The 16,009-nt window shown below is 67.5% G+C and carries 17 protein-coding genes; 10 read left to right on the top strand and 7 right to left on the bottom strand.

Features of this window, described 5'->3' with window-relative positions; all coding sequences use genetic code 11:
- Positions 1-150 precede the first annotated feature (150 nt).
- The 3 genes from ON21_RS05970 to ON21_RS39870 are packed head-to-tail and all read left to right on the top strand — an operon-like array spanning position 151 to position 1,965.
- Positions 151-882, top strand: a complete 732-nt coding sequence (locus tag ON21_RS05970; RefSeq protein ID WP_051020395.1) for a rhomboid-like protein — start codon at positions 151-153, stop codon at positions 880-882.
- 37 nt (positions 883-919) lie between these two features.
- Positions 920-1,609: an endonuclease NucS gene (gene nucS, locus ON21_RS05975; protein ID WP_039796352.1), complete on the top strand. Its 690-nt coding sequence runs from the start codon at positions 920-922 to the stop codon at positions 1,607-1,609.
- Between the two features lie 47 nt (positions 1,610-1,656).
- Positions 1,657-1,965: an Rv1322 family protein gene (locus ON21_RS39870; protein WP_083880417.1), complete on the top strand. Its 309-nt coding sequence runs from the start codon at positions 1,657-1,659 to the stop codon at positions 1,963-1,965.
- Positions 1,966-2,066: 101 nt separating this feature from the next.
- On the opposite strand, the gene ON21_RS05980 is transcribed toward ON21_RS39870, so the two are convergent.
- A complete protein-coding gene (locus tag ON21_RS05980; protein WP_039796353.1) occupies positions 2,067-3,068 on the bottom strand; it encodes a coiled-coil domain-containing protein in 1,002 nt (333 codons plus the stop codon).
- An 86-nt stretch (positions 3,069-3,154) separates the two neighbouring features.
- Positions 3,155-3,628: a methylmalonyl-CoA epimerase gene (gene mce, locus ON21_RS05985; RefSeq protein WP_245562476.1), complete on the bottom strand. Its 474-nt coding sequence runs from the start codon at positions 3,626-3,628 to the stop codon at positions 3,155-3,157.
- Between the two features lie 126 nt (positions 3,629-3,754).
- Between mce and ON21_RS05990 the strand changes: the two genes are divergently transcribed.
- The 3 genes from ON21_RS05990 (at position 3,755) to ON21_RS06000 (ending at position 6,390) form a co-directional block, all read left to right on the top strand.
- Complete coding sequence (locus ON21_RS05990) at positions 3,755-4,933, top strand: acetyl-CoA C-acetyltransferase (RefSeq protein WP_039796355.1); 1,179 nt, start codon at positions 3,755-3,757, stop codon at positions 4,931-4,933.
- A gap of 178 nt (positions 4,934-5,111) precedes the next feature.
- Positions 5,112-5,480, top strand: a complete 369-nt coding sequence (locus ON21_RS05995; RefSeq protein WP_039796356.1) for a DUF3817 domain-containing protein — start codon at positions 5,112-5,114, stop codon at positions 5,478-5,480.
- Between the two features lie 61 nt (positions 5,481-5,541).
- Complete coding sequence (locus ON21_RS06000) at positions 5,542-6,390, top strand: tetratricopeptide repeat protein (protein WP_039796357.1); 849 nt, start codon at positions 5,542-5,544, stop codon at positions 6,388-6,390.
- A 44-nt stretch (positions 6,391-6,434) separates the two neighbouring features.
- On the opposite strand, the gene glgB is transcribed toward ON21_RS06000, so the two are convergent.
- From glgB to ON21_RS06025, 5 genes are all read right to left on the bottom strand, one after another.
- Positions 6,435-8,588: a 1,4-alpha-glucan branching protein GlgB gene (glgB, locus tag ON21_RS06005; protein ID WP_039796358.1), complete on the bottom strand. Its 2,154-nt coding sequence runs from the start codon at positions 8,586-8,588 to the stop codon at positions 6,435-6,437.
- Complete coding sequence (locus ON21_RS06010) at positions 8,585-10,588, bottom strand: alpha-1,4-glucan--maltose-1-phosphate maltosyltransferase (protein WP_039796359.1); 2,004 nt, start codon at positions 10,586-10,588, stop codon at positions 8,585-8,587. Before ON21_RS06010 ends, glgB begins: the two co-directional genes overlap by 4 nt.
- Positions 10,589-10,796: 208 nt before the next feature.
- Positions 10,797-11,240, bottom strand: a complete 444-nt coding sequence (locus tag ON21_RS06015) for a hypothetical protein (protein WP_157170732.1) — start codon at positions 11,238-11,240, stop codon at positions 10,797-10,799.
- A 425-nt stretch (positions 11,241-11,665) separates the two neighbouring features.
- Complete coding sequence (locus ON21_RS06020; protein ID WP_039796361.1) at positions 11,666-13,009, bottom strand: site-specific integrase; 1,344 nt, start codon at positions 13,007-13,009, stop codon at positions 11,666-11,668.
- On the bottom strand, positions 12,999-13,667 hold the full coding sequence (locus tag ON21_RS06025; protein WP_039796362.1) for a hypothetical protein: 669 nt from the start codon (positions 13,665-13,667) through the stop codon (positions 12,999-13,001). The genes ON21_RS06020 and ON21_RS06025 overlap by 11 nt, the downstream gene beginning before the upstream one ends.
- Before the next feature lie 407 nt (positions 13,668-14,074).
- On the opposite strand from ON21_RS06025, the gene ON21_RS38185 reads away from it, so the two are divergent.
- From ON21_RS38185 to ON21_RS06050, 4 genes are read left to right on the top strand one after another with little or no spacing between them, the layout of a single operon-like run.
- A complete protein-coding gene (locus ON21_RS38185) occupies positions 14,075-14,524 on the top strand; it encodes a DUF6907 domain-containing protein (RefSeq protein WP_157170733.1) in 450 nt (149 codons plus the stop codon).
- Positions 14,521-14,871 (top strand): hypothetical protein, encoded by a 351-nt coding sequence (locus ON21_RS06040; protein ID WP_039796365.1) that lies wholly within the window; start codon positions 14,521-14,523, stop codon positions 14,869-14,871. Before ON21_RS38185 ends, ON21_RS06040 begins: the two co-directional genes overlap by 4 nt.
- Positions 14,868-15,113 carry a DUF6011 domain-containing protein gene (locus ON21_RS38190; RefSeq protein ID WP_157170734.1) on the top strand — a complete coding sequence of 82 codons (246 nt, stop codon included), beginning with the start codon at positions 14,868-14,870 and terminating at the stop codon, positions 15,111-15,113. The genes ON21_RS06040 and ON21_RS38190 overlap by 4 nt, the downstream gene beginning before the upstream one ends.
- Positions 15,110-15,838, top strand: coding sequence for a bifunctional DNA primase/polymerase (locus ON21_RS06050; protein ID WP_051020396.1), 729 nt, complete (start codon positions 15,110-15,112; stop codon positions 15,836-15,838). The genes ON21_RS38190 and ON21_RS06050 overlap by 4 nt, the downstream gene beginning before the upstream one ends.
- The last annotated feature ends 171 nt before the right edge of the window (positions 15,839-16,009 follow it).

The following is a 16,009-nucleotide window of genomic DNA, read 5'->3' on the forward strand; positions in this document are numbered from 1 at the left end:
GGCCCTCGACACAGTCGAGGGCCTTTCGTCGTATTCGGGCCAGAACGTTTCGCAGCAATTTCGTAGGGAACCTTAAGCACATACAGCGCGCGGACGACGATGATGGAGGGTGGGATGGATCGCCGCCCCGCGCGAACAACGGAGGTATGCATGGTCGTCGCGACGACGCCGGGTCACCCGGCGCCGGCCGAGTCCGCCACGTCGGCTCGGCCGCGGTGGTGGCGGCCGCGGCTGCCCGCGACGGCCGTGTACTTGGCGGGGCTGGTCGTCGTCTCGGCGGTCTTCTCCGTACTGAGCGACTCCGCGCAGACGCGGGTGGTTCTGCACGCGAGCACGAACCTGCAGAACTTGCTCGACGGGCGGATCGGGACGTTGCTGGCAAGCGCATTCGTGATCGGCGACGTCGTCGGGTCGTGGGTGATCATTCCGTTGCTGGCCTGCTTGCTGGCTCTCGCCGAGCTGCGCTTCGGTGCGCTGAGGCTGGTGCGCGTTTTCCTGGCCGGTCACATCGGCGCCACATTGCTCGTCGCGGCGGGTCTGTGGGTGGGTGTGGAGGCCGGATGGGCGCCCGCGAGCATCCGCTGGGCCGAAGACGTCGGTGTCAGCTACGGCGCCATGGCCCTGATCGGGGCGCTGGTGGCTGCCCTGCCCTACCGGTGGCGGGCCGCCTGGTCGACGCTGTGGTTCATCGTCGGGGTGGAGGGCGTGCTCATCGAGCAGACCTTCACCCAGGTCGGGCACTTGGTGGCGTTCACGATCGGCACCGTGGTCGGGTTCTTCATGATCTGGACCAGGACGACCACTCGTCGGCAGCTCACCCGGATCGAAAGCGCGTTGCTCGCCGTCAGCGTGGTTCTCGCGGCGATTCTGCTCATGGGCTGACGACAGGGGCGTACCGGCGTTCGCCTACAGTGCTTGGGTGCGCCTAGTGATTGCTCGCTGTCAGGTCGACTACGTAGGGCGACTCACCGCCCATCTTCCGATGGCCCGCAGGCTACTGCTGATGAAAGCGGACGGCTCGGTGCTCGTGCACTCCGACGGCGGCTCGTACAAGCCGCTGAACTGGATGAGCCCGCCGTGCTGGCTGGAAGAACGCAACGGCGATGCGCAGCTCCCGGATGGAGCGAAGGCGCTGTGGGTCGTTGCCAACAAGGCCGGTGAGGAACTTCGCATCACCATCGAGGACATCGAGCACGACTCCTCGCACGAACTGGGCGTAGACCCGGGCTTGGTGAAAGACGGCGTGGAGGCTCATCTCCAAGAGCTGCTCGCCGAGCACGTGCAAACGCTCGGCGCGGGCTACACCCTCATCCGCCGCGAGTACATGACCGCGATCGGCCCGGTGGATCTGCTGTGCCGGGACGCTGACGGCGCCACCGTTGCGGTGGAGATCAAACGGCGCGGTGAGATCGACGGCGTCGAACAGCTCACCCGCTACCTCGAGTTGCTCAACCGGGATCCGCTGCTGGCTCCGGTGGTGGGCGTCTTCGCCGCCCAGCAGATCAAGCCGCAGGCGCGCACGCTCGCCGAGGATCGCGGCATCCGCTGTCTCACACTCGATTACGACGCCCTGCGCGGCACGGAGAGCAACGAATTCCGCTTGTTCTGAACTCGGGGGCGCGCGGGGCTCGCGCGGGCGAGTAATAGGCTTGTCGCATGCCCCGCCGGAAACCGCGTTCGGATCGCCACGCTGATCACTCGCGGGCGGGGGGCGCGCCGATCGGGGATGTTTTCGGACGAACCGAATCGGGTCCGGATGGTGACGAGGCGTATGTGGTCCGCACCATTCCGGGTGCCCGTGCGATAAAGACCTACCGCTGCCCCGGCTGCGATCACGAGATTCCGCCCGGCGTCGCGCACATCGTCGCGTGGCCGGCTTATGGCGGAGAAGACGACCGCAGGCATTGGCATCGTGGGTGCTGGAACGGTCGCCGCACTCGGCGAATCACCCGGCGGTGGTCCTGAGGCCGGAAGGTCCGGATCGACCCGGAATTGAGGAAGGCCGCCCCGATGGGGCGGCCTTCGGTGAATTCGGTTCAGTGTGCTGCAGTCGCCGTGGCCCGACGTCAGTTGCTGATGTCGGCGCTCTCGCGCTCTTCCGAGTCGATCTCGTCGTCCTCGGTGGCGACCTCGGGGATCGCCTTCTGACGGGAGCCGGTGACCGACTTGGTGTTGCCGCCGATCGACTTGCGCTGATCCGGAACGCCGTCGAGCAATTCGCTTTCCCGGTTGACCGCGGCGAGCATCGCGGGCACCGAGTCGAGCTGACCGCGGATACCGAGCAGCTGGGCGAGCACGCGGCCGCGCAGTACGCGCATCTCCTCGGCCAGTTCCTTCGCGTGCGCGATCTTGCGCTCGGAGGTCTGGGTGGCGGAGGTGATGAGGCGGTTGGCCTCGTCGGTCGCGTCCTTGATCCGCTGGGCGGCCTCGGCGCGGCTGGTGGCTTCCAGCTCCTCCATGGCGCGGGTGAGCTTGGTGCGACGCTCGGCCATGGTGGCCTCGAAGTCCTGCTGGGTGGCCTTGCGCTTCGCGTCGGCTTCCTTCGCGATGCGGTCGGCCTCGGCCTGGGCGGCCTCGATGATCTTGGCGGACTCGGTGCGCGCGTTCGCGAGGGTCTGCTCGAATTCGATCTCGAGCGCCTCGCGCTTCTCCTTGGTCTCCGCGAGCAGCGACTCGTACTTGCCACGCATCTCGGTGGCCTGCTGCTCGGCGATCGACACCATTTCCGCGGCCTCGGCCTGTGCCAGAGCACGAACCTCGGACGCCTCGTCGGAGGCGAGCCGGAGCATGCGGGAAATGCGGTCGGACATGCCTTCCGCGGTGGTCGGCGGCACCGAGAGTCGGTCGACCTCCTTGCGGAGTTCGTCGATCTCGTCGCGCGCGTCTTCCAACTGGCTCGCGAGGTTACGTGCTTGGGCCGCAGCCGCATCGCGGTCGGTGGCGGTGACTCTCAGTTCCGCGTCGAAGCGGTCGAAGTAATTACGCACCTCGTCTTGCGCATAACCCTTGCGCACAACGGTGAAGGGCAGTGCAACGAAGCGATTGCGATCGGACTCGGGTGACGACATGGCACACAAACTACAGCCTGAAGACAGCCGATGGTGACTCGACTGCGAATGTCATTCCAACGAGTTTTCCCGACCTGACGCCGATACTAGTGCGTAACATTCGCGTTCGGTTCGACCAACTCGATCAGCACACCTCCAGCATCCTTCGGGTGAATGAAATTGATGCGGGAATCGGCCGTTCCATGCCGTGGGGCGTCGTACAGCAAACGCAGACCCTTGGCGCGCAGGTACGCGGAGACGGCCTCGATGTCGGTCACCCGGTAGGCCAGTTGCTGCAAGCCGGGGCCGCTGCGGTCGATGAACTTCGCGATCGTCGATTCCGCGTCGAGTGGCGCCAGCAACTGCAGGGCAGTGGCGCGGTCGGGTGCGCCGGGCAGCGACAGCATCGCCTCGTGCACGCCCTGGGCCTCGTTGACCTCGCGATGGGTCTCGATCATGCCCAGGTTCTCCGCGTACCAGGCGACCGCGGCGTCCAGGTCGGGCACCGCGATGCCGACGTGGTCCACCGCGGTCACGTAATCCGCGGGGATGAAAGATGACTGTTCGATAACGTTGCTCACCATTCGAAAGTAGCGCGACCTGGCACGGGGTGCGCGGGACACACCCGCTACCGTTGAGTAGAACACCTGCTCTCGCACTGCCGGTATGGGCGCGAGCAGGTCCGATCTACGAATGCGAGGCTCGTCGTGACCACTTCCGTGATCGTCTCCGGTGCGCGTACCCCGGTCGGCAGGCTGCTCGGAGGTCTGAAGGACTTCAGCGGTTCCGATCTGGGCGGGTTCGCGATCAAGGCGGCGCTGGAGAAGGGCGGTGTCGCGCCCGACCAGGTCGACTACGTGATCATGGGTCAGGTGCTCACCGCGGGCGCGGGACAGATCCCGGCCCGGCAGGCGGCGGCGGCCGCGGGCATCCCGATGGACGTGCCCGCGCTGACGCTGAACAAGGTCTGCCTGTCCGGCATCAACGCGATCGCGCTGGCCGACCAGCTGATCCGGGCGGGCGAGTACGAGATCGTCGTCGCGGGCGGTCAGGAGTCGATGAGCCAGGCGCCGCACCTGCTCGAGAAGAGCAGGGAGGGCTTCAAGTACGGCGACGTGACCCTGCGCGATCACATGGCCTACGACGGCCTGCACGACATCTTCACCGATCAGGCCATGGGCGCGCTCACTGAGCAGCGCAACGAGGCCGATCGGATCAGCCGGGAGGATCAGGACGCGTTCGCGGCGGCTTCGCACCAGCGTGCGGCGGCGGCGTGGAAGAACGGCGTCTTCGACGACGAGGTGGTCCCGGTCGCGGTGCCGCAGCGCAAGGGTGATCCGGTGCTGGTGACCACGGACGAGGGCATCCGTGCCGACACCACGGTGGAGTCGCTGTCGAAGTTGCGTCCGGCGTTCCGCAAGGACGGCACCATCACCGCGGGCACCGCGTCGCAGATCTCCGACGGAGCCGCGGCGGTCGTGGTGATGAGCAAGGAGAAGGCGCAGGCGCTGGGTCTGAGCTGGATCGCCGAGATCGGCGCCGCGGGTGTGGTCGCGGGCCCGGACTCGACCTTGCAGGATCAGCCCGCCAACGCGATCGCCAAAGCCTGCGCTCGCGAGGGCATCTCGCCCGCCGACCTGGACCTGGTGGAGATCAACGAGGCGTTCGCCGCCGTCGGCATCGCCTCCACTCGAAAACTGGGCATCGACCCGGAGAAGGTGAACGTGAACGGCGGCGCCATCGCCATCGGCCACCCGCTGGGCATGTCCGGCGCCCGCATCCTGCTGCACCTGGTGCTGGAGCTGAAGCGGCGCGGCGGCGGCGTCGGCGCGGCCGCGCTCTGCGGTGGCGGCGGCCAGGGCGACGCGCTGATCGTCCGCGTCTGAGCCCGGCGGGGCGAGTCCCCGACCTGAATCGTCAACCGATGGCCGCCCCGACGTGGGCGGCCATCGGCCGTCCTGTCCGGCCTGGCACTGATGGGCCGCGAACACCCAGCGCCGAAGGCGCCGCCAATTAGACACAGCTCACTACGACAGCCTGTAGTGCATCGGGCAGAATGGGCGCATGGGCAATGTCTTCGACCTGAGTACGGTGGCCAAGCGGTTTCGTTTCATCGCGGTGCTCGAGGCGATCTCCTGGGTGCTGCTGATCATCGGCATGGTGTTCAAGCGGATTCCCGAGCCGGTGCTGTGGCCGGTCAAGGTGTTCGGCATGACGCACGGCATCGTGTTCGTGCTGTTCGTGATCACCGCGATCATGGCGGCGCGCGAGCTGGGCTGGAATGCCAAGACCACCGTTCTGGCGCTGCTGTCGAGCATCCCGCCGTTCTGCACGGTGCTGTTCGAGGTCTGGGCGGTGCGCACGGGGCAGTTGGGTGAGCTGAGCAACGCCGATTCGGTCGAGTCCGGGGCACCCGCATCCGCCACGTCGTGACAAACTGGAGGTCGTGAATCGACCAGCCGCACGCCGTCCTTCGCCCGCTGTCGCCGCCGCCATGTCCGGCGCGGTCGATCTGTCCAGCCTGAAGCAGCCCGCGGGAGGCGCGGGCGGTCCGGCCGGTGGCGACTACGCGGTTTCCGAGGCCGATTTCGAGACCAAGGTCCTGCGCCGTTCGATGCAGGTGCCCGTGGTGGTCGTGCTGTATTCGCAGCGCAGTCCGGGCAGCGTCGAGCTGGTGCGGACGCTGGAACGTCTGGTGGCCGCCGACGGCGGCGCCTGGGATCTGGCCGCCGTCGAGGCCGAGGCCAATATGCGTATCGCGCAGGCGCTGCGGGTGCAGGGCATCCCGACCGTCATCGCGATCGCGGCCGGGCAGCCGCTGGCCGATTTCGAGGGCGCCCAGCCGGAGCCGCAGGTGCGGCAATGGCTGAACGCCGTGGTCGACGCGGTGGCGGGCAAGCTGGAGGACGGCGGGCAGCCGCAGCCGCAAGCGGAGGACCCGCGTTTCGCGGCGGCCGAGGCGGCGCTGGAGCACGGTGATCTGGCCGGCGCCGAGGCGGCCTACCAAGCGATTCTCGACGCCGAACCGGCGAACGAGGAGGCCAAGGGCGCGCTGCGGCAGCTCCGCTTCCTGGCCCGGGCCCAGGAACTGCCGGAGTCGGCGATCGCGGATGCCGACGCCGACCCGTCGAACGTCGATGCCGCGATCCGCGCCGCCGATCTGGAGTTGTTCCAGCAGCGGCCCGAAGCGGCCTTCGATCGGCTGATCGGCGTCGTCAAGCGCACTTCCGGCGACGAGCGCACCAAGGCGCGCACCCGGCTGCTGGAGCTGTTCGAGCTGTTCGATCAGGCCGAGCCGTTCGTCGTGGCCGCGCGCCGCAAGCTGGCCGCGGCACTGTACTGAGAGCGCGCGGATTCGGGGTCGTGTCGGGTGCGGCCCCTCGTTCGCTACGCGGGGCGTAGCCAGACCGCGCCGTGCGGTGCGAGCGTCACGGTGGCGGAGGCGGGTCGGTCGTGCCACGGCTCGTCGGTCGCCGTCACCTCGCCCAGGTTGCCCAGGCCGGAGCCGCCGTAGTCTGCGGCGTCGGTGTTGAGGATCTCCAGCCAGGGGCCCTGGTGCGGCAGGCCGACTCGGTAGGCGTGGTGCGCCGACCCGGAGAAGTTGTAGACGCAGGCCACCACGGAGCCGTCGGAGCCGTATCGCAGGAACGCCAGCACGTTGTTCGCACGGTCGTTCGCCTCGATCCAGGCGTAACCGCCGGGGGTGGTGTCCTGGCTCCACAGGGCGGGGTGGGCGCGGTAGACCGCGTTCAGGTCGCGCACCAGGGTGGTGATGCCCTGGTGCAGCGGGTTGTCCCGTTCGTGCCAGTCCAGGCCGCGATCGTGCGACCACTCCCGGAACTGGCCGAAATCCTGCCCCATGAACAGCAGCTGTTTACCCGGGTGGGCCCACATGTAGGCCAGCAGCGCCCGCACGCCCGCGGCTTTGGCGAAATCGTCGCCCGGCATCCTGGTCCACAGCGTGCCTTTGCCGTGCACGACCTCGTCATGGCTGATCGGCAGCACGTAGTTCTCGCTCCAGGCGTAGACCAGCGAGAAGGTGATCTCGTTGTGGTGCCAGGAGCGGTGCACCGGGTCTCGGCCGAGGAACCCGAGGGTGTCGTGCATCCAGCCCATGTTCCATTTCATGGTGAAGCCGAGACCGCCGACGTCGATGCCGCGGGTGACGCCGGGCCAGGTGGTGGACTCCTCGGCGATCGTCACGACGCCGGGGTGATGCCGGTGCAACGTCTCGTTGAGATCCTGCAGGAAGTCGACGGCCTCCAGGTTCTCCCTGCCGCCGTGCACGTTGGGCTCCCACTGGCCTTCGGCGCGGGAGTAGTCCAGGTAGAGCATGGAGGCGACCGCGTCGACGCGCAGGCCGTCGATGTGGAATTCCTCGATCCAGTAGCGAGCGTTGGCGATGAGGAAGTTGCGTACCTCGGGTCTGCCGAAGTCGAACACATAGGTGCCCCAGTCGAGTTGCTCGCCCCGGCGCGGGTCGGCGTGTTCGTAGAGCGGGGTGCCGTCGAATCGGGCCAGCGCCCACTCGTCGCGCGGGAAGTGGGCGGGGACCCAGTCCAGCAGGACGCCGATGCCCGCCGCGTGCATACGGTCGACGAACGCGCGGAAGTCGTCCGGGGAACCGAAACGGGCCGTCGGCGCGTAGTAGGAGGTGACCTGGTAGCCCCACGAGCCGCCGAACGGATGCTCGGCGATGGGGAGCAATTCGATGTGGGTGTATCCGGTCGCCCGCACGTAGTCGGCGAGCTGATCGGCCAGTTCGCGGTAGCCGAGGCCGGGTCGCCACGACCCGAGATGCACTTCGTAGACGCTCATCGGGGCGCGGGTGGGGTCGGTCGCCGCGCGCTGCTCGAGCCAGGCGCTGTCCTGCCACACGTGGTGGCTTTCGGTGACCACCGACGCCGTGGCCGGAGGATGCTCGGTGGCGAAGGCCAGCGGGTCGGCGTGGTCGACGGTCCGCCCGTCGGCGCCGTGGACGCGGTATTTGTACTTGGCGCCCGGCGCGACACCCGGGACGAAGACTTCCCAGATCCCGGACGACCCGAGCGCGCGCATCGGCGCGGTGTTGCCGCTCCAGCCGTCGAAGTCGCCGATCACGGTGACGCCGCGCGCGTTCGGCGCCCACACCGCGAACGACGTGCCCACGACGTCACCGTCGAGGGTCGTGTAGCGGCGCGGGTGTGCCCCGAGCACATCCCACAGGCGTTCGTGGCGTCCTTCGCCGATCAGGTGCAGGTCGAGTTCGCCCAACGTGGGCAGGAAGCGGTAGCCGTCGGCGGCGATGATGGTCTGGCCGCCCGGATAGGTCGTCACGACGCGGTAGTCCATGATCTCCGGGTACGGCAGCACCGCGGCGAAGACGCCGTGGCCGAGGGACTTCAGCGTATGGTCGTCGCCGCCGACGCGCACCGACACGGTTTCCGCGTGCGGGCGCAGCACCCGGACGGCCGTGCCCTCGGGATGGGGGTGCGCGCCGAGCACGGTGTGCGGGTCGGAATGGGTGCCCGCCGCGAGCAGCATGAGGTCGCGACGTTTCATCGCAAGGTCCTGCGGTAGGCCAGCTCGGTGCGCGCCTGCTGGGACACCGGGGGCAGGGCGATGATGTGCGCGACGGAACGCGCCGGGTCCAAGCGCACGTAATTGGTCTGCGCCCAGTGGTATTCCTCGCCGCTGACCTCGTCGTACACCACCGGATGGTCGTGCCACTCGCGGCCGATCGCGGGGAGGTCGAGCGAGAGCATCCCCCATTCGGCGCCGAAGGGGTTGAGATTCACCACGACCAGCACCGCGTCGCCACTGCCGGGATCGATCTTGGAGTAGGCGATCAGCGCGTCGTTGTCCACGTGGTGGAAATGCAAGCAGCGCAATTGTTGCAAGGCGGGGTGCGCCCTGCGGATCTCGTTGAGCCGGGTGAGCCAGGGCTCCAGCGATTCTCCGCGCGCGAGCGCCTCGGCGAACGGGCGCGGGCGCAACTCGTACTTCTCCGAATCCAGGTACTCCTCGCTGTCGGGGCGCACCGCTTGGTGCTCGAACAGCTCGAAGCCGGAGTAGACACCCCAGGTCGGGGCGAGGGTGGCGGCCAGGACGGCGCGGATGGCGAACATCCCCGGCCCGCCGTGCTGGAGACTCTCGTGCAGGATGTCCGGGGTGTTCACGAAGAGGTTCGGGCGGGCCTCGTCGGCTTTCGCGGCCAATTCGTTGCCGAATTCGGTCAGCTCCCATTTGGCCACTCGCCAGGTGAAATACGTGTAGGACTGGCTGAATCCGCGCCGGGCCAGCCCGTAGAGCCGGGCGGGGCGGGTGAACGCCTCGGACAGGAAGATGACATCCGGGTCGGTGCGCCACACGTTCGCGATCAGCCACTCCCAGAAGTCGGCCGGCTTGGTGTGCGGGTTGTCGACGCGGAAAATCCTGACGCCGAGCGCGATCCAGTGTTTGACCACTCGCAGCACTTCGGCGTAGAGACCGTCGGGATCGTTGTCGAAGTTGACGGGGTAGATGTCCTGGTACTTCTTCGGCGGGTTCTCCGCGTAGGCGATGGTGCCGTCGGGCAGGGTGGTGAACCACTCGGGGTGCGCCTGCACCCACGGATGATCCGGTGCGCACTGCAATGCGAGGTCCAGCGCCACCTCCAAGCCCAGTTCCCGCGCCGTAGTGACGAACTCGGCGAAGTCGGCTTCGGTGCCCAGATCCGGATGCACGGCATCGTGACCGCCGTGCTTCGAGCCGATGGCCCACGGCGAGCCGACGTCGCCCGGCTCGGTGGTCAGCGTGTTGTTGCGGCCTTTGCGGTTGATCTCGCCGATCGGGTGGATCGGCGGCAGGTAGACCACGTCGAAGCCCATGGCGGCGATGCGCGGAAGGTCCTTGGCGGCCGTGACGAAGGTGCCGTGGACCGGCTTGCCGGTGGCGTCACGGCCGCCGGTCGAGCGGGGGAAGAACTCGTACCAGGAACCGTAGAGCGCGCGGTGCCGCTCGACCAGGACGGTGTGTTGCGGCCCCCGGGTGACCAGGTCGCGCAGCGGCGTGGCGCGCAGGATCTCGGCGACCTCCTCGGTGAAGGCCGGGGCCACCCGCGCGGGCAGTTGTTCGTCGCCGCGCAACGCCGCCGCGACCCCGCGCAAGCGCTCGAACTGCTTCTTCGGAACGGCCTGTGCCGCGCGGTCGAACAGGCGGGCGCCCAGCTCCAGATCGTTGGCCAGGTCGGCGGCGCTCTGCCCGACGGCCAGCTTCGCCTCGATCGCCGATCGCCAGGTCGCGATCGGATCGCTCCAGCCTTCGATCCGGTAGGTCCAAACCCCCGGCGTGTTCGGCGTGAAGGTCGCGTTGAAGACGTCGGGCTCGTAGTCCGGCGTCATGCGGACGCGGGTGGCTCGCGACGCGCCGGGGGCACGCACGACGAGTGTTGCGGCGACGGCCTCGTGTCCCTCTCGCCAAACCACTGTGCGCACCGGGAATACCTCGCCGACCACCGCCTTGGCGGGCCGGCCGCCTGGGATGGACGGGGCAGTGTCATCGATAGCGATGCGGCCGGTCACGGTCCCCAACCTACCGGTAACCGAACTTTCGGACCGGCTCAGCCGATTTTTCGTACGCCGTCGCGGCCTGTCACGGCGGCGGCCGAGCCGGGCGGTCCGGTCAGCGTGCGTCGGCGGCCAGGCCGAGGGGAGAGCTGCCCGGGCGGCCACGGCCCGCTTGTCCGTTGTGGCCACCCGGGCGCTCAACCTGCGGTGCCCGGAACGCCGATCACGGCATGACCATGCACGCGAAGCCGAGGTTCATTCCGTTGCCCACCGTCATTGCCGGTGAAGTCCAAGCGGGCGTGGAGCCTTGCGTGGCGGAAATGGTGTGCTGCCCGGTCGCCTCCGGGATCCAGACCGTGGTGGCCTGGTTGCCGACCACCGGTGCGGGATTCGGTGAGAAGGTGCCCCCGGCACTGTCGGCGAAGTGCACGGATTCGGTCGAGGGATTGTTGTCCACGGTCGCAGTCACTCGGTATTGGCAGTTGGTTCCGTAGTTCCCGAAGCCGAAGCTTGTGCCCTGTGCCGGGCTCGCGGTCGCGGTCGTGACCGCAGCGCCCGCGGCGGGTGCGGCGAGCACGAATGCCGCCGCGAAAGCTCCGAACCCCGTGATCGCTGCTCCAGCGCGCGACCAGCGCCGATCGCGGGCGCGATTTGGGTGTGCTGTCATCCACATCTCGATCACTCCCGTACTGATTCGGTTGGTGCGGCCGGTTGGTCCGCACAGCTTGTGGGTTTGCCCGGCGTTCCGGAGTTCACAAGCGAGCGCGGGTCTCGATCGGGTAGCGGGAACGCGGGTACCGGTGCGCCCGGCGTGGCCGTTCCGTGACGATGGAGAGCGTTACGCAAGATCGGGTTCGTCGCTCGGATCGACGCGCAGCGCCGGGAAACACGCTGGTCGGACGGTTGTTCCGTGCCCTGGTCACGCGGGGCGCGTCCCGCGGTCGCCGTGTAGGTTCTACCCAATGAAGGCATTGCGTCGATGCAACGCCTATGGGCGGTGGAAACCCGCCCTCACCTGCGTCTAGCCCACAGACTGATCAGGCGAAATTCGGCCCTGTGACAGTTTTGTGTCAGCTTTGGGCCGGTTAACCGTCACAGTGCGTCCGCGAAGTCGACCACGACGGCCGTGGCGCGGCCCGGGACATAGTGCTGTGTGGTCACCGGGGAGTTCTTCTCATGGCCCAGGATGAGCCGAGCGGCGTCGATGCCGTGTGCCTCGGCGACGCGGGTTGCGCGCGTGCTCCGCAGTGTCCGTGGTGTCGACCATTCGATCTCGGTGCCCTTCACGATCCGCCGCCAGATCTTCCCCATCTGGTCCGCGCTGAGCACCTTCCCCGCCCTACTCGGCATAACGAGGGTTTGTCCCGGTGCAGCGGCCAGACGACGCCGTCGCAGCATCGCAAGTGACTCCGTCGTCACCTTGACCGTCTTTCCCATGGACTCGAACGTCTTCGTGAACGGCTGCCGATATACCACCGACAGCACGCGGTCGTCGTCCATCTCTCGCCAGCCGCTCGGAACGACTATCTCGTGCTCGTCGAGCTGGTAGTCCCCGATGACTTTCCGGATCTGCCGCACGCGCAGTTCGGTGTCGACGACCGTGGCGCCGAGCGTGACCGTACCGGCGTCGAAGTCCACGCCATCGGTCCAGCGGATTGCCACGCCTTCGCCCGGCCGCGCGGCCACGTCGTAGACAAGCTTGGTGTAGTCGCGGTACTTCGGGTCACGGCGGTACCGACGGTTCTCAGGGCCGAAGTACGCGGCTTCCAATTCCCAGTACAACGCCATCTCTTCAGGGGTGAACGGCTGCGGTTCCTCCGGGAAGTACGGGTTCACCACGATGTTCTTGCGGTGCGCCCGCTGCCCGTGCTCGCCGCGGTACCCCTTCAATGCCGTGACCGGGTTGTAGTCCCGTAGTCCGTCGTCGACGAGCATCTGGAACGACTGGCTGAGGATCGTCTTCTGTAGGGCCTGTTTGGTGGTCGACCAGTTCAGTTGCTCGAGGTGCAACCGGATGTGGAACGGCTTCACATCCACGGCCTTCATCCGGCCGAGGTCGGATCCGACGATGACCACCTTGTCCTTCTTGGCGAGTGGACCCGTCGATGCCTCGATCTCGCGGCGGTAGGTGCGCGAGTTCTGCGGTCGCTTCTTCGTGTTGTTCTCGTACGCCTTCAGCCAGGACAGGACGACTTCGGCCACGGTCGCGTCAGGGCTGTACGCGCTGAGGGCGGTGTGCCGCGGACGCCACAGTTTGACCCGTTCCTTCAGTGCGTCCTTTGCCTTGCGCTTCGTCTCCCCAGATGCCCATAGCCGGGACGGCCGACCGATGGGTTCGCCGATGAGGCAGTAGATCTGGAAGCACTGCCTTTGTTCATTCCACTTCGGTTCGCTGAAATCGCCGTGCTCACCCGGCGCGAGTGGCCTACGGGGCATTGTGCAAATCCTTCTGTTGCGCAATAAATTTGGAAAGCTCTGCCTTGAGTTCGCGCGTCACCCGACCGCGCTTCTGCGCATTTGCGTCAGCGCCAGCGAGTTCGTTCCGCTTCTGGGTGAACGTCTCACCCCAGAGCTTCGCGGACAGAAAGACCATGAAGAGATCGGATACGCCGAGTTCGCGGCTGACCTTCGCGTCGGTTTCGGTGGAGTCGTGGTGTATCTGTCGAACCGTTCCCATGCGCACCCCCTGCCGTAGCCAAGCGGGCAACTCGGACAGCTCCCGCAATGCATCGGACACCACCCCAGTGGCGTCGACACCGGGACGCTCGACGGGCTCCCCTCGTAGCGCTGCCGCCACGGCCCGGCCGGTCATGATCAGTTCGTCGTTGATGCGGATATTGCCGTCGTGTGCAACGAGATCGCTCAGCGCAACGTCCTGATCGGTCGCTGAACTCAAAGCGATCGAGAGGCTGAGCAGAGTTGGAAGGGTCGGTTTGATGCGGCCGGCTTCGAGGTCGCCTACCTTGCCCGTTGTCCACCTGAGTCCCACATGCCGCGCCTCGCGGCTCACCTCCTCGAGCGTGGTCTCGCTGGCCAGTCGAATCCGCCGGGCATTCGCCCCGACGACGGCGGCGAGATCGCTGATGTCTGTCATGACAGCTGAGATTACCTCAGTTCGAGTGAGTTGACAGGAGGGTTGCTGGGGTGCATGGTTATCTCTAGTCACACAAATTCGAGTGATCAGAGATGGAGGTTCGGTCTAGTGGATGTCCGCAAGCCGTTGGCAACGCCGAAAGAGGTTGCTGCTTACCGGCGCACGACCGTCGGAGCGCTTGAGCAAGAGCGTCACACAGGTACCGGTCCGCGGTTCAAGAAGCTCGGTCGGCGCGTTTTGTACGACTGGGAGGACGTATACGCCTGGGTCGACGCGAATACGGCTACGAGCACGTCGGGGGCGGCGTGACAGTCGCTCACAAGCCCATAGACGGGAGCGACCCGGCGAGCGGGTACCAGCCGCTCAACCGGGTCGGAAACACCAAATCCTCACCACAAGGAAGTGTCATGAACAAGACTACCAACCCCGCCCAGTGGATCGACCTGGCCTGCTCGGTCTGCAAGACGGTCATCGCTACCGTGTCCGCCCCGCTGCCGGACGTCCCGGTCAAATGCGCGCAGTGCAGCCGCGCTGCAACCTGCGCAAGCTGGTGCACCGACGGTACCGGCCACCGCGGCGAGTACTTCGACGCCGACCGTGTCTGCTGGGGGCGTGACGTCGTGATCCCGCTGACGCTGGAAACCCCGACCCACCCCCAGCAGATGCCCGCCTGCGAGATCACTCCCCATCGGAGGTGGGGCGGCAGCGACAGCGTCTACTTGGCGTGCCCGGGCGGCGACCTGGACATGACGGTGTCCGAGGCGCGGCGGATCGCGACCACCTTGCTCCAGGTCGCCGATCAGGTCGAAGCCGAAAAGACCACCGTGCCCGGTTCCACCGAGGGGGCGCAGGCATGACCGCAAACCCTGATCGTTTCGTGATCGTTGGTGACGACGGATTGCCGCGCAGCGTCGTCGACCTCGCCGACATGCAGGCGCACTCGACCCGGCTCATGTACCAGATGGCCGCCGTCGCAAGCGATAACGACGCACTCGACCGGATCGGCACCGAATGGGCGGAAGCCCTGGATCCCGATTTCTTCGGCTACGTCGCCGCGGGCGCGCTGTCGCTGATGGTGCGCAACGTCCTGGACCCGCTGTTGCAGGTGCTCGACACGCTCTCACCGTCGCTCGGTGCCGACCTACGGGCGAAGTTGGTCGAGAGCCGCGACCACGCGGAGCGGACTCTCGGAGGTGGCCGTTGAGTGACCACGAAATGACCCAAGGCGCGACCGGTTCGGTCGCGCCTTCGGGCGTTCCCCCGACGGAGCGGTACGAGGACCGGTTGGACGCGGCGGTGCTCGCCGCTGCCCGTGAGCGCGGATTCCGTCTCGCGGTCCGCTGCAACAGGTGCGGGCAATGGGTTGTCGCCGCGGAATCTGTTGCGTGGCACCTGGGCCCGGTTTGCCGCCGCAAGCTCGCGATCGAGAAGGGGGACGCCGCGTGACCGTGGAAGCTCTCCCCCTGGAATACGCGCTGGCCTACGCCCGCGCGGGGTTGTCGGTGCTGCCGCTGGCCCCGCGCGGGAAGCTCCCCGCCTGCGCGCACGGCAAGGACGACGCCACCACCGACCCGGAGGTGATCCGGGCGTGGTGGCACCAGAACCCGCGCTACAACGTCGGCATCCGCCCCTCCGACACCACAGTGGTGCTCGACATCGACCCGCGATCAGGCGGAACCCTCGAACAGTTGGGAGAGGTTCCGGAGACGTGGACCGCCCACACGGGTGGGGGCGGCTGGCACTTGTGGTTCCGATACCGGGGCCGCTGCCGGGGCAAGCTCGCCGACGCCGTGGGGGTCGACGTCAAGACCGCCGCCGGATATCTCGTGGTCGCGCCGAGCATGCACCCGTCGGGGCGGCGGTACGAGTGGGCCAACAGTGCCCGTATCGCGCCGCTGCCTGATCACTTGGTGGAGCGGGTGGCCTATCCGGTGCGCCAGCAGTACCGGGCCCGGCCGTCCAGCGACCGGAACGAAGGACTCATTCGCACCGTGGCCACGGCTGCCCCGGGGAACCGGAACCAGGCGCTGTTCTGGGCCGCGTGCCGCGCATTCGAGCAGGGCGCCGACCCGGGCCTGATGGACCTGCTACGCGCCGCGGCCGCCACGGCGGGGCTCAGCGCCCCCGAGATCGAGCGGACCTTGATGTCCGCAGAACGGAGACGTGCATGAGCAATGGACTCGACTTCTCACATGCGGCTGAATCAGCGCCTTCGGGCGTGCCGACCTATCCGGGGTGTGTCGAGCACGGCGGAAGGTTCACCGACCACTGCCCCGCCTGTTCCCGCGCGTACGCCCGTGCTCTCCGCGCGGAGAGGGAGCGTGCCGTCTCCGCGGCTGCGG

The sequence above is a fragment of the Nocardia araoensis NBRC 100135 genome, from assembly GCF_000308435.1.
In the GTDB taxonomy this organism is placed as follows: domain Bacteria; phylum Actinomycetota; class Actinomycetes; order Mycobacteriales; family Mycobacteriaceae; genus Nocardia; species Nocardia araoensis.